The following is a 15,786-nucleotide window of genomic DNA, read 5'->3' as shown; positions in this document are numbered from 1 at the left end:
GCGCGTGTTCTTCATATCCCAACTCGGCAACGCGGCTTTGGTTGGGCAGTTCGATTTGTCTGACGTCAGCACCAATGGGACAGTTTAGGTCGATTTGATAAGAGAGGTTTTCTGGCTCATCGTAACCGCCAAGGAGTGGAGATGAGATAGGTCAAAGCGTTAAGCGTTTGATCCAGTGGATCAAACGTAGCGCATGACCGGAACCAAGCAGAGCCACGGCGAGAAAGTTGTCAAAGACAACTGCCGCGCGACGCGCAAGCAATATACAGCTGAAGAGAAGATCAGGATCGTGCTGGACGGTCTGAAGGGTGAGGACAGCATTGCGGAGCTGTGCCGTCGAGAGGGCATCGCCCAGAGTCTGTACTACAGCTGGTCCAAGGAATTTCTGGAAGCCGGCAAGAAACGTCTGGCAGGCGACACGGCACGTGCTGCGACATCGACCGAGGTCAAAGGCCTGCGCCGTGAGGCCCGCGATCTGAAAGAAGTTGTGGCAGAACAGGCCCTGGAACTGCGCCTGCTCAAAAAAAGCATGATCGCGCCCTCTCGGCAGCATGCTTTGCATGCGCCTGTCAGGTGACAGATGGGGGCGACGACGAATGAGATATCTGTCACCCGGCAGTCGCTGTCTGCAGCGATGAGAGGGCCGCATCCGAAAAACTGGAGATCATCCGCCTCGTCGAAGGTTCGCATCTCCCGACCAAGCGCACTTTGGAGAAGCTGGGCATCCCGAAGACCACCTTCTATCGCTGGTATGACCGGTATCTGTCGGGTGGTCCTGAGGAGCTTGAGGATCGTAGTCCCAAGCCATCACGTGTCTGGACCCGCATTCCCACGCCAGTGCTCGAGAGGATCAAGGCCCTGGCTCTGAAGGAAAGCGATCTGTCGCCGCGCGAACTGGCCGTGCAATTCACCGACACGGAAAAGTACTTTGTGTCAGAGGGTAAGGAGGATCAGTGATCTGTCCAGTGGACGGATCACCCGACGAACGGGTATCGCATTCTCAAGTCTTACGACCTGATCACCAGCCCGGCCTATGTGGTTCCATCGGCGGCCGACGAGTTCCGGGACAAAACCACTCGGCCGAATCAACTCCGGCAGACCGACTTCACTTACCTGAAGGTGGTCGGCTGGGGCTGGTTCTATCTATCGACCATCCTCGATGATTACAGCCGCTACATCATCGCCTGGAAGCTCTGCACGACGATGAAGGCCAGTGATGTCACCGATACGCTGGACCTGGCTTTGCAGGCTTCGGGCTGTGCCCAGGCGACCGTCTTCCACAAGCCACGGCTGCTCAGTGATAACGGATCCAGTTATATCTCTGGTGAACTTGCTGAATGGCTGGAAGATCAGGAAATGGATCATGTCCGAGGGGCGCCATACCATCCGCAAACTCAGGGAAAGATCGAGCGCTGGCACCAGACCTTGAAGAACCGCATTTTGCTGGAAAACTACTACCTGCCCGGTGATCTCCGGCAAAAGATCGATGCTTTCGTCGATCACTACAACCACCGGCGCTATCACGAGAGCCTGAAAAACCTCACCCCGGCCGATGTCTACTTCGAGCGCGGCCACACCGTTCTGAAACAACGAGAAAGGATCAAACGGAAGACAATCGAAACCCGGCGATTGCTTCACCGCAAAACCGCCGCATAATCAAACCAAACAGATGCGCCAGATCCTCTCTTAGCTCAGGCCGCCATCTGTCCCAAAATCCCTGACGACGGACACATGATCCCACCATAGGCTTGCGCCATAAGGTCATAGCCCGGTTTTCTGGCATTCGGTCCCGTCTGGCCGAAGCCGGAAATCGAGCAATAGACAAGACATGGAGAGATCGTGGACAGGCTCTCATAGTCGAGGCCAAATTTCTTCAGCGCGCCGGGTTTGAAGTTTTCGACCAAAACGTCAGACACGGCTGCGAGTTGCTTGATCGCCTCCTGCCCCTCGGCGCTTGCAAGATCGATGGCGATGGATCGTTTGCTCCTATTGGTGCAATCAAAATAAGCGCTGAGGTCCGCGACATTACTTTCCAACTCATCGAAGAAAGGCGGCCCCCAGCTTCTGGTGTCATCCCCGGCCGTGAGAGGATTTTCGACCTTGATGACATCCGCTCCCATATCCGCAAGAAGCTGCGTGCATGTGGGACCGGCCAGAATGCCAATGAGATCGAGGACCTTCAGTCCCGAAAGAAGACCCGTCATGCCGCGTCCCTCAGAGACCCGACCGTGGCCTTGATGCGGACGCACGCGGATCGAAGGTCCTCCTCGGATGCAGCCGTCGAGATACGGATATGGGGCAACAACCCAAAGGCAGCGCCCGGAACGGTCGACGGATGGTGTTTGTCCAAAAGCCAAACGCTGACCGCAGTGTCGTCTTTCAAAACCGCGCCGTCGCGTGTGGTTTGACCGATGAGGCCTCCAACATGCGGGAAGACATAGAAAGCACCTTCCGGTCGCAAACAGAAGATGCCGTCGATCCCGTTCAGCGCATCAACGACGATGTTGCGGCGGTGTTCGAAGCTTTTTGCGCGGTCTGCAAAAAACTCCGCCGGACCATCAAGTGCCGCAACCGACGCCGCTTGTGAGATGGAACAGGCATGTGTGCTGCTCTGACCTTGGACCACATTCATTGCCACGATCAGGGATGCCGGACCCGCGCCGTAGCCGATGCGCCACCCGGTCATTGCAAAGACCTTCGAGACGCCGTCGACCAGCAAGGCTCTTGGTTTCAGGTCGGGAGCAACATTTAGGATCGAGACGAAGCGGTGATCATCGAACATCAGATGCTCGTAAATGTCGTCGCTTTGAACCCAGAGATGGGGGTGGCGGCGCAACACCTCCGCAATAGCAGAGAGCTGCGCTTTCAAAGCGCGGGCCTTAGCGACGAGCTCCATGATCATCGAGGGCGCGACTGCCGCGAGGCGGTCTGCACGCATATCAGATCCGTCCATCGTATGCGCCCCGATCAATCACCGCAGCAATGACTGTGAAACTGTCCGCGCTCCGGGCTTCCATGAGTGCAGCCTTCAGTTCTTCGGCGTTGCCAACGGTATGCCCGCTGCCTCCGAAGGCTTCGGCCAATCGGGCAAAGTCGTGCTTGTCGAAATCGACGCCCGCGTTCTTGAGCTGACGGCTGCGCTGTTTGATTTCAATCAGCGCGAGGCTGGCGTCCACAAAGACCACGAAAATGGTCTTCAACCCAAGTTCCGCTGCTGTCGACAATTCGCCGGCGACCATCAGCATGCCGGCATCACCGGAAAAAGACACGACGGTTCGCTCGGGCTCGATCAGGGAGGCACCCATTGCGAGCGGAACCGCGCAGCCCATCGTGCAGAGAGCAGACGACTGCAACAGGCCCTTAGGCGCGTAGCAGGACCACTTCTGGGATAGCAGAATCCGGTGCGCGCCGGAATCGACGGTAGCGACAGTGTTCTTTGGCAGCACGTCGCGACAGGTATCGATGACCACACCAGGTCCCCACGCCTCCGTCTCGGCAACGGCCTTGGTCAGGCTGTCACGCACGTCGTCGATCCCGCCCCCCGACCAGCTCGGCGTTGTCGCAATGCAATCTGACAAAGCGTCCAACGTTAGTCCGACATGGCTGACGAGTTGGAGGGTCGATTGGTGCATGTAGTGGGTGTTGGGCTCGGCGGTGATGTCGATGACATTGACAATTTCAGGGTCCCAGACATCGCGCCACCCAACCCGCATTTCGATTGGGTCGTAGCCAGCACAGATGATCAGATCAGCCTCCTTCACAAAGGGCAGTAGGATATCATCGTTCTTTGGCGACAGGCCCGCTCCGCCAAGGCAGAGCGGATGATCTTCCGCGATGATGCCTTTGGCTTTGTAAGTCGTAATGACCGGTACGTTATGCGCTTCGCAAAAACGCAAAACAGCGGCGCTCGCATTGTCCTTGAGCGCATCCAGGCCAGCGATCATCACGGGTCGCTTGGAAGACGCGAGCCATGAGCGGGCCAGCGTGAGATCATCTTCCCCAGGAACAACCGCGCTGACCTTGGCCCGGCGGCGCATCTCAACGGGTCCAGGCTTTGCATCGGCCACGGAGATCGGGACGTCGATGTGAACAGGACCGTCCCGGCCATCCGTTGCAATTGCAACGGCCTTGTCTGCAATCGTATCCGCTCCATCCGCAGTCAGCACGAAGCTCGCCTTGGTGATGGGACGGAATACAGCCTGATGATCTAAAACCTGATGGGTATAGGTCAGGGCTTCGGTTGCATCGACACAGCCCGTCAGGACGATCAAGGGCACGCGGTCTTGCTGTGCATTCGCGACGACATTGACGCCGTTGACAGCCCCCGGCCCGACTGTCGCCACCAGAATGCCGGGCGCGCCCGTCATGTGATGCGCGCCCTCGGCCATAAAGCCGGCACTGTTTTCGTGCTTGCACAGAATGAATTTGATACCGGCCGTTTTGAGCGCATCGACTATCGTCAGCACCTCGCCACCCGGCATACCAAATGCATGCCTGCAGCCAGCCTCGTAGAGCCGCCGCGCGACGAGGTCGGCGGCCCGAAGGTCTTTCTCAGTTTTCATAGAGTCTCCTATTCAGCCGCGAAGCGCGCTGCTGTCGTGAGGCGCGCATATCCGTCACGCGTCTGTGGTGTTTTGATCCCAAGAACGGTCCCGGCGATTTGAGTTCTCAGGACTTGCGCTGTTCCACCGCCAATGGTGAACATGCGCACATCCCGATACATCCGCTCCAACGGCTCGCGGTCGCAGTAGCCACGTGCACCGAACATCTGCAGCGCGTCACTGACGACTTTGATCGCCATCTCGGAGGCAAAGAGCTTGGCACGGGCGGCCATTGTCATGTCAGGGTATTGGCTGCCATTCGGGCCGCACGACCGCGCCGCCTCATGCAACATCAGCCGCGCCGCATGGACCTGCGTGTCCATATCCGCGACCATCCATTGAAGGCCTTGGAACTCCGCAAGCGGACGCCCGAACTGCTCCCGCTCATGGAGGTAACGCTTGGCATGTTCGAGCGCCCCGGCGGCGACACCCATGGCGATGGTACCCGCGCCGACGCGTTGTGAATTGTAAGCATTCATGAGGTCGGCAAAGCCGCGCTTGAGGCCAGATGGCGGTTTGACCAACCACTTTTCTTCGATCTCGACATTCTCAAATCGAAGTTCCGCTTCCGGCATCCCGCAAAGGCCCATCGTATATTCGCGGCCCACCACGGCGAACCCTTTTGGCATCTCGCCCGAGAGCGGATCGGCATGAAGGATGAAACCGCCAATGCCTTGCTCGACACCCGCTTCATCGAGGACGCGGGCAAAGATGAGGTGGAGTTTTGACACGCCGCCGCCGGTGATCCAGTGCTTGGTGCCGTTGAGGATGTATCGATCACCCTGTTTGCGCGCCGTGGTCAGCATCTCAGTTGCAGCACTCCCGGCCTCAGGTTCGGTGATGCAAATCGCGGGTTTGTCGCCGGACAGAACATGGGACGCGCAAAAGGCTTTCTGCTCATCATTGCCGTAGCCCATGACTGCGCTGATGCCGCCCATATTGCCTTCGACAACGACGCGCGCCGTAAGCGTGCAGGCCTTGGCGATCTCTTCGACCACCATGGCCACGTCGAGAAAGCTTGCGCCCTGACCGCCATATTCCTTCGGAATAGACATCCCCATGATCCCGGCATCGGCGAGTTCACCAACGTTCTGCCAGCAGTAGACACGGGATTTGTCCCACTCTGCAGCGCGTTTCTCAAATCCCGGCACCAACTCTTTTGCGACGTCAACAAGCGGATGTGTCATGGCAAGTCCCTCATTCTCTTCTGGTCAGAATACGCTTGCTAAAGTCCAACACAATCGAATAAGATTTGATATCAAATACAGAGTTTCTTAAGTAATGCAGACACGTTCTCTCAGAACCCTGGTCCGCGTGTCCAAGGTCGGCTCCTTTGCTAAAGCAGCTGAGCAGCTGAACATGACTTTGTCCGCTCTTTCCATGCAGATGAAGGCTTTGGAAACGGAACTCGGCGTCGATCTCTTTGATCGCACCGTGCGGCCACCGCGCTTGACACCCATCGGACGAACCATCGTCGAGGCCGCGACGCCGCTGCTGCAACGCGAGGACAAGCTTCTCGATCTGTGCAGGCCCACGGATACTTTGGTTGGACATTTCCGGATCGGCTTTGTGACCTCCGCCGCCGTCCGACTGCTGCCTGACTTTCTGAAGAACGCCAAGCGCGATGCTCCACAGGCGACCTTCGCGTTTGAGACCGGGCTCTCAAAAGTGCTGCAGGATAAGGTTGTGAATGGGCAACTCGACGCGGCGCTTGTCACGGATGCCGAAGGCGTTCCTGATGCGCTGTCAGAATTGGTGCTGAGGGAAGAACCTTTTGTTTTTGCGGCCCATGAAACCCTCCTAGTGGACGGCCTCACGGGTTTGCTGAGTGAGCAGCCCTTCTTTCACTTCATGCCCAACACGGGCATCGGGAAACTTATCGCAGGCGAAATGTTGAAGCATGACCGACCAAAGGAGTCCGAGACGATCGTTCTCGATAACCTGGAAGCCATCATGGAATGTGTCTCAGCGGGACTGGGATTTACGCTTCTGCCTGCACCGGACGTTGTCCGATATCGGTCCGCAGAGGTCAAAAGTATCCAACTTCCAAAGGCTTCGGCCAGAAAGCTGGTTCTCGCAACTGTGTGCGACGGCGCGTTGGCCGGACGCGAAGCAGCGCTTGCGGCTCTGTTTTCGGTCGACAATGCCTAAATGGTAGAGGTGTGAGGGCTGGTTTGAATCGTGCCGGAGGGGCACAAGCTTCGGAACAAGTTTCGAATTCAAGTAGTCGGTCCTGGCTATGCGGAGCCCTCGCCGTTAAGGACGGCCCAGAACCGACTTTGCGCACTTCGTTGGATTTCTGCAGCCGCGCACGCATTCCGGCCATTCACGGCAAGCGCGAAATCCGATAAGAATTCGCCGTTCGGAACCGCGTAAGAAAACCGACAATTGGCTCCTGGTTGTGAATGTCGACTTCACCTCGACATTACGAGTTGGTTGTCGAATTTCACCATTCCGCGAAATATTGAAAACGCTCACAAAAGAGCTCTTGTGGTTCAGTCAGAACGACGAAGGTGTGCATGCGCTGATCACCTTGCACGGCGCATCACCGGCATTCCGAAACCTGTGTGGCAAAATGCTTGAGAAGTAATACGCATCACCTGGCCCCAGCACCCTCGACTGCCCATCAACCGTGACTTCAAGACGGCCCTCTATCACAACCGCGCATTCCTCACCTTCGTGAGACAGTTCAGCTCGCCCCGAGTCGGCACCTACTTCGTACTCCTCGATTAGCATCTGTAATTTTCTGTCTCGGCGCTCACCTGCGACGAGCAAATAGGAAACTCCGGTTGAACCAAGGTCGCGCATTCTTTCGTGCGGATAAAAAAACGACTCCTCGTTCTGCAATTCGAAACTGAAGAAAAAACCCAAGTTGACATCGACTGCGGCAAGGATCTTTTTTAGCAGCGCCACGGAAGGTTGAGTTGATCCACTCTCGATCTGAGAAATCGTTCCGCTACCCACTCCTGCGCGTTTCGCAATTTCGCGTTGACTGAGGCCTTTGGTCGTTCGAATCAACTTTAGACGACGGGCTGTTTCGAGATCTGATGACATAACCGTTACTCCAGTGCTTTCCCGCTTTGGATCGAAAGCATTCTAAGGGCGCAACGATTTTTTTCAATAACTTACAGATTAAAACAAAGCCGGGTATGCGGAAGGCGCGAACTCTGCAAAGATCTGTCATCAAATGAAAATCTGCTTCACGAGGAATGTACGTGCTCGATCAACCCAACACAATGTCATCGTTTTGGATGCCGTTTTCGGCCAATCGTGATTTCCTTCGCGAGCCCCGGATGATCCAATCGGCTGAAGGAATGTATTACACCAGTTCCGACGGTCGGAAGGTCATGGATGGCACCGCCGGACTGTGGTGCGTCAACGCGGGCCACCGGGATCCGCTGATCGTAGAAGCCGTGCAGAAGCAGGTGCACGAGTTGGACTATGCGCCGAATTTCCAGTTCTCCCACCCTCAGGCGTTTGAGTTGTCGGCAAAGCTGACCGCGATGATGCCTGAGGGAATGAATCACGCCTTCTTCACCAACTCTGGCTCCGAGTCCGTCGATACGGCGCTCAAGATCGCACTGCATTACCATCGGATGCGAGGCGATGGAGCGCGCACCCGCCTGATCGGGCGCGAGCGCGGGTATCATGGCACAGGGTTTGGTGGCATTTCGGTTGGCGGCATCGTCAAGAACCGCATGCATTTCGGCACGCTCCTGACCGGTGTTGATCATCTACGTCACACGCATGATCTGGAGAAAAACGCATTCTCTCGCGGTTGCCCGCAACACGGGGCAGAGTTGGCGGACGATCTGGAGCGTTTGGTTGCTTTGCATGACGCCTCGACCATTGCGGCTGTGATCGTCGAACCAATGGCCGGTTCAACCGGTGTGCTTCTGCCGCCGAAAGGATACTTGAAGCGACTGCGTGAGATCTGCGACCGACATGGCATTCTGCTGATCTTCGACGAGGTAATCACTGCATTTGGTCGTCTGGGTGCGGCGACGGCATCAGATTATTTTGATGTAAAGCCAGACATCATCACGACCGCCAAAGGCCTGACCAACGGCGTAATTCCGATGGGTGCGGTCATTGTGTCCGATAAGATCTACGACTCGGCGATGGAAAACGCCGATGCGCCGATCGAACTGTTCCATGGCTATACCTATTCCGCAAATCCGGTGTCCTGTGCCGCCGCGCTGGCAGCTTTGAAGAGCTATGAACAGAACGACCTGTTCCGCCGCGCCGCGTTGCTATCGCAGCCTTGGGAGGATCAGCTTCACAGCCTTAAAGGGCTGCCGAATGTGATCGATATTCGCAACCTGGGACTGGTTGGCGCAATTGAACTCGCCCCACGAGAAGGCGCGCCGGGTGCACGGGGCTATGATGCAATGAAGCGGGCCTGGGATGCCGGAATAATGATCCGTGTCACCGGTGACATCATCGCCTTGTCGCCGCCGCTTATCATTTCGGAACCTGAAATAACGACACTCTATCAAACACTCGGAGAAGTATTGGCTGACTTGCCATGACCACTGACTTCTAACCCCAAAAAGGACTGACATCATGAAAGATGCATCCCCGATCGCTTTGATCGGCCACTACATTAATGGCCAAATCACTGCTCCTTCTGGTGAGAAGACCCAGCCGGTATTCAACCCTGCAACCGGGGCGCAAACCGGCGCGGTGTCGCTGGCGACGGTACAGACGGTTGACGATGCGGTTGCAGCTGCCAAAGCAGCGTTTCCCAAGTGGTCGAATACCCCGCCGATCCGCCGCGCCCGCCTGATGAACAACTTCCTGGCCCTGGTGCGCGAGCATAAGGACGATCTGGCCCGCGCCATCACCGTCGAACACGGCAAGGTGTTTACGGACGCGCAGGGTGAAGTTGAGCGCGGCATCGACATCATCGAGTTTGCCTGCGGCATCCCTCAACTCCTCAAAGGCGATTACACGGAGCAGGTGTCTACTGGAATGGACAACTGGACCACGCGTCAGGCATTGGGGGTTGTCGCCGGGATCACTCCCTTCAACTTCCCGGTCATGGTGCCGATGTGGATGTTCCCGATCGCCATCGCCGCAGGCAATACCTTTATCCTGAAGCCGTCTCCGACCGATCCGTCGGCCTCTCTGCTGTACGCGAATCTGATGCAGAAGGCAGGTTTCCCTGATGGTGTGTTCAACGTCGTACAAGGTGACAAGGTCGCCGTGGACGCGTTGTTGGAGAACGACGACGTCAAGGCCGTGTCCTTCGTCGGTTCGACCCCGATTGCGAACTATATCTACGAAGTTGGTGCTCGGCACGGCAAACGGGTTCAGGCTCTGGGTGGCGCAAAGAACCACATGCTGGTGATGCCCGATGCCGACATGAACAAGGCTGCCGACGCCCTGATTGGTGCGGCCTTCGGGTCGGCGGGCGAACGCTGCATGGCGATTTCTGTTGCCCTGTTGGTTGGCGATGCCGCCGACAAACTGATGCCGGTCCTGAAAGAGCGCGCCGAAACTCTGAAGATCAAGAATGGCCTTGAACTGGACGCCGAGATGGGCCCGATTGTCACCGCCGCTGCGCGTGATCGGATCAAAGGCTACATCGACTCTGGTGTTGCAGAGGGTGCTGACCTGCTAGTCGATGGTCGCGACTATACCGTCGAAGGGCACGAAGAAGGGTTCTTCCTGGGCGGCACCCTGTTCGACAACGTCACGCCCGACATGAAGATCTACAAGGAAGAGATCTTTGGCCCCGTCCTGTCCTGCGTCCGCGTCTCGAACTTTGCCGAAGGCCTTCAACTGATCAACGACCACGAGTTCGGCAACGGCGTGTCACTGTTCACCCGTGACGGCAACGTTGCGCGTGAGTTCGGCAAACAGGTTCAGGTCGGCATGGTCGGCGTCAACGTCCCGATCCCGGTTCCGATGGCATGGCACGGCTTTGGCGGCTGGAAGAAGAGCCTTTTCGGCGACATGCACGCCTATGGCGAAGAGGGCGTTCGTTTCTACACCAAGCAGAAATCCATCATGCAGCGCTGGCCCGAGAGCATCTCGGAAGGTGCCGAATTCGTCATGCCAACGGCAAAATGATCATCCGATCCAAGGAGTGAAGAAAATGTTCATTGGTGTTCCCAAGGAAATCAAGAACCATGAATATCGGGTTGGCCTGACCCCCGAAAGCGTCGCGGAACTGGTTTCTCATGGTCACAACGTCATCGTGGAAACCAATGCCGGCATCGGCATCGGCGCGGATGATGATGCGTACCGGGCCGCGGGCGCAGAGATCGCCGAAACCGCAGCCGATATCTTTGCCAATGCAGAGATGATCGTGAAGGTGAAGGAACCTCAGGCTGTGGAACGCGCCATGCTGCGCGAAGGTCAAATCCTATACACCTATTTGCATCTGGCCCCCGACCCGGAACAGACCAAAGATCTGGTCAACTCGGGCGCTGTCTGCATCGCTTACGAGACAGTCACCGACGATAATGGCGGTCTGCCCCTGCTGAAACCGATGAGCCAGGTTGCCGGTCGCATGTCGATCCAGGCCGGTGCCAGCGCTTTGGAGAAAGCAAAGGGCGGTCTGGGCGTATTGCTGGGCGGCGTGCCCGGCGTGAAGCCCGGCAAAGTTGTGGTCATCGGTGGCGGTGTTGTTGGGTTCAATGCGGCTCAGATGGCTGTTGGCTTGCACGCGGACGTGACCATTCTAGACCGCAATCCGGCAGTTCTTGAGAAGTTGGAGAACCATTTCGAGGCGTCCGCCAAGGTTGTCTATTCGACCAAGGCTGCGCTGGAGGAAGAAGTCACCAATGCCGATCTGGTTGTGGGCGCGGTTCTGATCCCGGGTGCCGCTGCACCCAAGCTGGTCACGCGCGAGCTGATCTCGAAAATGAAACCCGGTGCGGTCGTCGTGGACGTGGCGATCGATCAGGGCGGCTGCTTTGAAACGTCCAAAGCCACCACTCACGCAGAGCCCACGTATGTTGTCGACGATGTTGTTCACTACTGCGTCGCCAACATGCCGGGCGCAGTCGCCCGAACGTCGACCTATGCACTGAATAACGTCACGCTGCCGCATGCTCTGGCCATTGCCAACAATGGGTGGAAGCAAGCACTCGCAGACAATCGTCACCTTATGAACGGCCTGAACGTGGCCCACGGGAAGGTGACATACAAAGCTGTGGCCGATGATCTTGGATATGAGTTCATCGCCCCGGAACTTTGCTGAATTGAAGCAAAGAAACGTCCCGCCGCGCGCAATGCGGCGGGAGACCCACCACTGAGGAGGAAACCTAATGATTACGAAGATTAACCGCCGCGCCCTTGGCGCGATGGGTGCCGCGGCTTTGCTTGCTGCAACCACAATCTCAACAGAAGCCGCAGCAGAAGACATGACTCTGCGCTTTGCCGGTGTGTTCCCGATTGACCATCAGGGCACGAAAATGATGGAGCAGGTCGCAGCGGATGTCGCGGCAGCAGACGTCGGCTTGAAGATCGAAGTATTCCCGGCAAACCAACTGGGTTCGGGTGAGGCGCTGTTCGAAGATGTTGCGCGCGGTAATATCGACCTGGCATCGGCGTTCATCTATGCCGATACCGATCCGCGTTTGGAATTCCTGTCAATGCCGTTCCTGCTGGGCGGCTGGGATGACATGGAAAGCACGCTTTTGAACATGGATTCCGAGTTCAACACCATCCTGCAAGAGATCACCGACGAATACGGTGTTCGCGTGATGGCACAGAATCCGGAGGGGTTCATCGGTATCGTTGCTTCGCAAGAGCCCGACAACTGGAATACCTTTGACGACAAAGGCATGAACATTCGTGTCTGGTCGTCCAGCGTCGTGAAGTCGATGGTCGAAGAACTGGGTTACCAGGCGACCACCATGGCATGGGGCGACATTTTCCCCGCACTTCAGGCCGGCATTGTCGATGGGGCCATCTGCTGCACCAAGACTGCGACCTACTCGATCTTCGCCAAGTCAGATGTTGGCACTCACTTTGTCGAATACAACTCGATCTCAGAGCTGACAACTTTCTATGCGTCGCAGCGGACGCTCAACAAGTTGAACGACGAACAGCGTGCCGCGCTGCAGGCCGCGATGACCAAGGCGTCCGAAGACTTCTTTGCCTACAACCGTGAGAATGACGAGGTGTTCGGCCAGAAACTACTCGACAAAGGCTACACCATCCTGCGCCTGAGCGACGAAGAACAAGCTGCGATGGCCGCTCATGTCCAGGAAACGGTCTGGCCCGCGATGGCACAAAACGTCGGTCAGGACATCATCGACCGCCTGCTGGCAGCAAAGGAACAGCAATAAACACTGAGAAGAAGGGCCAGCAGATCAGCTGGCCCTTCTTTGGTTTTTGGCGCAACAAAGGGAGGGAGAAAGATGTCTAGTTCTGAAGCTGAACGTCCGTTGGTCGTCGAAAGTGCAGAAAAGAAGAGCTCGCAAAAAATCACTGACGAGTTGCCGGTTATTATAGGATATCCGCTGAAAGCAGTGGCCTTTGTCATGAGGCAGATCGTTATGTTTGCCGGTTTCCTGATGGCTTTCACATTTGGGGCAGTTGTTGTCATTCGCTATGGATTTGGCGGTGATCTGTTTGCCTACGAAGAGTGGCTTTTGGGCATTAGCATCATCGGGTTTTTTGCAGGCGCAGTGCTGGCCTCTGCCCGCAACCTGCATATCAACGCGGACATTCTAGGCATTGTAATCCAAAACCCCCGGTTGATCTGGTGGCGCGGCTTTGTCGTCCTGACAGTCGAGGTGCTGGTGATCCTGTTTCTCATGTATGCGTGCTACGTTTCGCTGCTTGATGACTTCTCATTTCCGCGGTTGCGCGCAACCCCGGTGCTGCGCATTCCATTTGTGACCTGGCGGATCGCAATCATGATTGCCTTTGGCCTCATGGCAACGTTCACGGCGGCATACTTGTACGTACACATCCGCAAGGGGCTCGGGCTTCCCCTGAGATCAGAAATGCAAAAAGGAGAAACCCAATGATCATCGGAGGAAGTCTCCTTATTGTCTGCTTAATGCTGCTGTTGGGCGTTAGCGTTTACGTGGCATTCGGATCGGTCTTGATTTTCATCGCAATTGTTGGAGATCAATCCATCACCGGCTACCTGCCGACCGGCTCTACAGGCATCCGTTCATTGGTGCTTTTGGCGATCCCGCTCTTCATGATCGCTGGTGGCATCATGGAAAAAGGCAAAATTGCCGCCCCTCTTGTCTCGTTGGCTGAAATGTTCATTGGCCATATCAAAGGGGGATTGAGCGCGGCAGGAGTACTGGCCTGCGGTGTGTTCGGCTCTATCTCCGGCAGTGCGAACGCAACGCTGACCTGTATTGGCGGCATCATGATGCCCCACCTTAAAAAGGCCAACTATCCGGGTGGGCAATCTGCGGCTTTGATCGTAGCGGCCAGCCCCTTAGGTCTGTTGATCCCACCGAGTTCGTCGCACATCCTTTATGGCTGGGTCGCACAGCAGCATGTACTAAAGTGCTTCTTGTCCACGGTCATTCCGGCGATCATCCTGATCACGCTATTGATAATCGTTAATCAGTTCATGCTGCGGAAGTATGACGACATTAACCTGACGGAACGTCCTAAACCGTTTCTGCCGACATTCGGAGTTCAGGCGCGCCTGGCCGGACCTGCGCTTATGATGCCTCTGATCATTCTGGGCGGAATCTATGGCGGTATCATGACACCGACCGAAGCCGCCGGTATCGCAGTGGTCTACTCGATCCCAATCGCGATCTACTTCTATCGTGGCCTGACCTGGAAAACTCTGGCCCAGACCATCCAGAATTCCGGTGTTACGATTGGTGTGGTCATGGTCATGATCTTCATGGTTCTGATCGTGTCGGACAACCTGATCTCGCAGGGTGCCCCTCAGTTGGCCAAAGATCTGGTCTATTCCGTTTCGGACAATCCGGTCGTCATCCTTCTGATGATCAACGTCGTGATGATCCTGATCGGGATGCTGATGGACGATATCTCGGGTTTGCTGCTGGCGACACCGATCTTGCTGCCCATCGCGCAGAGCACTGGAATGGATCCGATCCATTTTGCGGCTGTGATTGGCGTGAACCTGGGTATGGCGAACATCACCCCTCCAACTGCGCCGCTGCTTTACCTTGGAGCTCAGGTCTGTGATGAGCCGGTTTCGCGCATGCTGTGGCCGACTTTGATCTTCATTGTCTTTGCATGGCTTCCGACGCTGATGCTGACGACTTTTGTACCAGAGTTGGCTCTCTTCCTGCCTGATCTCCTGCTCAGCCGGTAGTGGCAAGAAAGCGCAAAAGCCCAAGACGAAATAGCACGCACCCCAACTTTCGGCTGGGGTGCCTGAGCGCCCTCCTAAAGATGAAGTGGGAGAGGCCAGTTCGCAGAAGAAAACTGAAAACCAAAAACACGGAGGTTTAAAATGTACAAAAATATTCTAGTCGCGCTGTCGCTGGAGCATGGCATCAGTGAACACGCGCTTGCGGCGGCACATGCCCTTGTTTCCGAAGGTGGAAAAATCACTGCCGCGCATATCCATGAGCCCCCGAACAGACAGATAATGTACTATATGGATGAGGGGATTGCAGAAAAATCTCTCCAGAAAGCAAAGGCGCGCTTGGCCGAGCGCCTAACAAGTGAGACCGACGTGTCGTCTATCCTGCTCGAGAGCCAATCGGCAGGTCGCGCAATCACCGAATACGCCAACAAACATGGCATCGACTGTATCGTCCTCGCTTCACATAAACCTGGGATGAAAGAGTTCTTTTTGGGTTCCACGGCTGCTCTCGTTGTTCGCCATGCTCAGTGTTCGGTGCATGTACTACGTCTGTGACGCTGGCACCCACAATATTTAGCAACTTTGCCCTGAGAAATCTGCGGTGATAAGCACGTCTCAATGCGACCTGGGGTCAGGATTCATAACCAATAGATGACGGTTGCTGCAAGTGCGATTGCGGAGCGGAAGACTTTGGGACAGCGATCATAACGTGTCGCTACGCGCCTCCAGTCCTTGAGCCTATTGGGCCTCCATAGAAGTGCGCGCAAACCATGCCGCTCAGCAGGATAAGTTCAGCCAGAAGGTTCTGTCGCAAACTTTGTTCCCACCTGTCAGGTCAAGCTTAGTTTTGGTAGCGCATGCTCTAAATGACAGGAGCAGACTGTGACAATCTCATTCAAAGGCGCA

12 protein-coding genes and 3 pseudogenes are annotated in these 15,786 nt (G+C 56.2%); 9 read left to right on the top strand and 6 right to left on the bottom strand.

What is annotated here, in order from left to right:
• Positions 1 to 193 precede the first annotated feature (193 nt).
• A pseudogene (locus GS605_RS20765) lies at positions 194 to 1,656 on the top strand (IS3 family transposase).
• A gap of 74 nt (positions 1,657 to 1,730) precedes the next feature.
• Here GS605_RS20765 and GS605_RS20760 read toward each other — a convergent pair.
• The 4 genes and pseudogenes from GS605_RS20760 to acdA form a co-directional block, all read right to left on the bottom strand.
• Positions 1,731 to 2,204 (bottom strand): annotated as a pseudogene (locus GS605_RS20760) (CaiB/BaiF CoA transferase family protein); the annotation flags it as partial.
• Positions 2,201 to 2,953: an aminotransferase class I/II-fold pyridoxal phosphate-dependent enzyme gene (locus GS605_RS20755; RefSeq protein WP_171725193.1), complete on the bottom strand. Its 753-nt coding sequence runs from the start codon at positions 2,951 to 2,953 to the stop codon at positions 2,201 to 2,203. The pseudogene GS605_RS20760 and the gene GS605_RS20755, both read right to left, overlap by 4 nt.
• Positions 2,940 to 4,562 (bottom strand): thiamine pyrophosphate-binding protein, encoded by a 1,623-nt coding sequence (locus GS605_RS20750; RefSeq protein WP_171725192.1) that lies wholly within the window; start codon positions 4,560 to 4,562, stop codon positions 2,940 to 2,942. The genes GS605_RS20755 and GS605_RS20750 overlap by 14 nt, the downstream gene beginning before the upstream one ends.
• A gap of 8 nt (positions 4,563 to 4,570) precedes the next feature.
• Positions 4,571 to 5,788 carry a 3-sulfinopropanoyl-CoA desulfinase gene (gene acdA, locus GS605_RS20745; RefSeq protein WP_171725191.1) on the bottom strand — a complete coding sequence of 406 codons (1,218 nt, stop codon included), beginning with the start codon at positions 5,786 to 5,788 and terminating at the stop codon, positions 4,571 to 4,573.
• A 94-nt stretch (positions 5,789 to 5,882) separates the two neighbouring features.
• On the opposite strand from acdA, the gene GS605_RS20740 reads away from it, so the two are divergent.
• Positions 5,883 to 6,752 carry a LysR family transcriptional regulator gene (locus GS605_RS20740; protein WP_171725190.1) on the top strand — a complete coding sequence of 290 codons (870 nt, stop codon included), beginning with the start codon at positions 5,883 to 5,885 and terminating at the stop codon, positions 6,750 to 6,752.
• A gap of 348 nt (positions 6,753 to 7,100) precedes the next feature.
• On the opposite strand, the gene GS605_RS20735 is transcribed toward GS605_RS20740, so the two are convergent.
• Positions 7,101 to 7,655 carry a cupin domain-containing protein gene (locus tag GS605_RS20735; RefSeq protein ID WP_171725189.1) on the bottom strand — a complete coding sequence of 185 codons (555 nt, stop codon included), beginning with the start codon at positions 7,653 to 7,655 and terminating at the stop codon, positions 7,101 to 7,103.
• Positions 7,656 to 7,810: 155 nt separating this feature from the next.
• On the opposite strand from GS605_RS20735, the gene GS605_RS20730 reads away from it, so the two are divergent.
• From GS605_RS20730 to GS605_RS20700, 7 genes are all read left to right on the top strand, one after another.
• Complete coding sequence (locus GS605_RS20730) at positions 7,811 to 9,133, top strand: aspartate aminotransferase family protein (RefSeq protein ID WP_171725188.1); 1,323 nt, start codon at positions 7,811 to 7,813, stop codon at positions 9,131 to 9,133.
• Positions 9,134 to 9,167: 34 nt separating this feature from the next.
• On the top strand, positions 9,168 to 10,679 hold the full coding sequence (locus GS605_RS20725; RefSeq protein WP_171725187.1) for a CoA-acylating methylmalonate-semialdehyde dehydrogenase: 1,512 nt from the start codon (positions 9,168 to 9,170) through the stop codon (positions 10,677 to 10,679).
• A 25-nt stretch (positions 10,680 to 10,704) separates the two neighbouring features.
• Positions 10,705 to 11,814 (top strand): alanine dehydrogenase, encoded by a 1,110-nt coding sequence (gene ald / locus GS605_RS20720; RefSeq protein WP_171636599.1) that lies wholly within the window; start codon positions 10,705 to 10,707, stop codon positions 11,812 to 11,814.
• A 103-nt stretch (positions 11,815 to 11,917) separates the two neighbouring features.
• A complete protein-coding gene (gene dctP / locus GS605_RS20715; protein WP_171725195.1) occupies positions 11,918 to 12,907 on the top strand; it encodes a TRAP transporter substrate-binding protein DctP in 990 nt (329 codons plus the stop codon).
• Between the two features lie 99 nt (positions 12,908 to 13,006).
• Positions 13,007 to 13,594, top strand: coding sequence for a TRAP transporter small permease (locus GS605_RS20710; protein ID WP_170417478.1), 588 nt, complete (start codon positions 13,007 to 13,009; stop codon positions 13,592 to 13,594).
• Positions 13,591 to 14,883, top strand: coding sequence for a TRAP transporter large permease (locus tag GS605_RS20705; protein WP_171725186.1), 1,293 nt, complete (start codon positions 13,591 to 13,593; stop codon positions 14,881 to 14,883). Before GS605_RS20710 ends, GS605_RS20705 begins: the two co-directional genes overlap by 4 nt.
• Before the next feature lie 141 nt (positions 14,884 to 15,024).
• Entirely contained in the window at positions 15,025 to 15,435 is a 411-nt protein-coding gene (locus GS605_RS20700) for a universal stress protein (RefSeq protein WP_171176310.1), read from the top strand.
• Positions 15,436 to 15,518: 83 nt separating this feature from the next.
• Here GS605_RS20700 and GS605_RS20695 read toward each other — a convergent pair.
• Positions 15,519 to 15,620: pseudogene (locus tag GS605_RS20695) on the bottom strand (IS5/IS1182 family transposase); the annotation flags it as partial.
• Positions 15,621 to 15,786: the final 166 nt, after the last annotated feature.

The organism is Ruegeria sp. HKCCD7559 (genome assembly GCF_013110575.1).
In the GTDB taxonomy this organism is placed as follows: domain Bacteria; phylum Pseudomonadota; class Alphaproteobacteria; order Rhodobacterales; family Rhodobacteraceae; genus Ruegeria.
This window is presented reverse-complemented; position numbering and strand designations above follow the sequence as displayed.

Coding starts and splice junctions, on each gene's coding strand:
- GS605_RS20705 (WP_171725186.1), top strand. CDS start 13,591: ATGATCATCGGAGGAAGTCTCCTTATTGTCTGCTTAATGCTGCTGTTG.
- GS605_RS20700 (WP_171176310.1), top strand. CDS start 15,025: ATGTACAAAAATATTCTAGTCGCGCTGTCGCTGGAGCATGGCATCAGT.
- GS605_RS20740 (WP_171725190.1), top strand. CDS start 5,883: ATGCAGACACGTTCTCTCAGAACCCTGGTCCGCGTGTCCAAGGTCGGC.
- acdA (WP_171725191.1), bottom strand. CDS start 5,788: ATGACACATCCGCTTGTTGACGTCGCAAAAGAGTTGGTGCCGGGATTT.
- dctP (WP_171725195.1), top strand. CDS start 11,918: ATGGGTGCCGCGGCTTTGCTTGCTGCAACCACAATCTCAACAGAAGCC.
- GS605_RS20735 (WP_171725189.1), bottom strand. CDS start 7,655: ATGTCATCAGATCTCGAAACAGCCCGTCGTCTAAAGTTGATTCGAACG.
- GS605_RS20725 (WP_171725187.1), top strand. CDS start 9,168: ATGAAAGATGCATCCCCGATCGCTTTGATCGGCCACTACATTAATGGC.
- GS605_RS20730 (WP_171725188.1), top strand. CDS start 7,811: ATGTACGTGCTCGATCAACCCAACACAATGTCATCGTTTTGGATGCCG.
- ald (WP_171636599.1), top strand. CDS start 10,705: ATGTTCATTGGTGTTCCCAAGGAAATCAAGAACCATGAATATCGGGTT.
- GS605_RS20755 (WP_171725193.1), bottom strand. CDS start 2,953: ATGGACGGATCTGATATGCGTGCAGACCGCCTCGCGGCAGTCGCGCCC.
- GS605_RS20750 (WP_171725192.1), bottom strand. CDS start 4,562: ATGAAAACTGAGAAAGACCTTCGGGCCGCCGACCTCGTCGCGCGGCGG.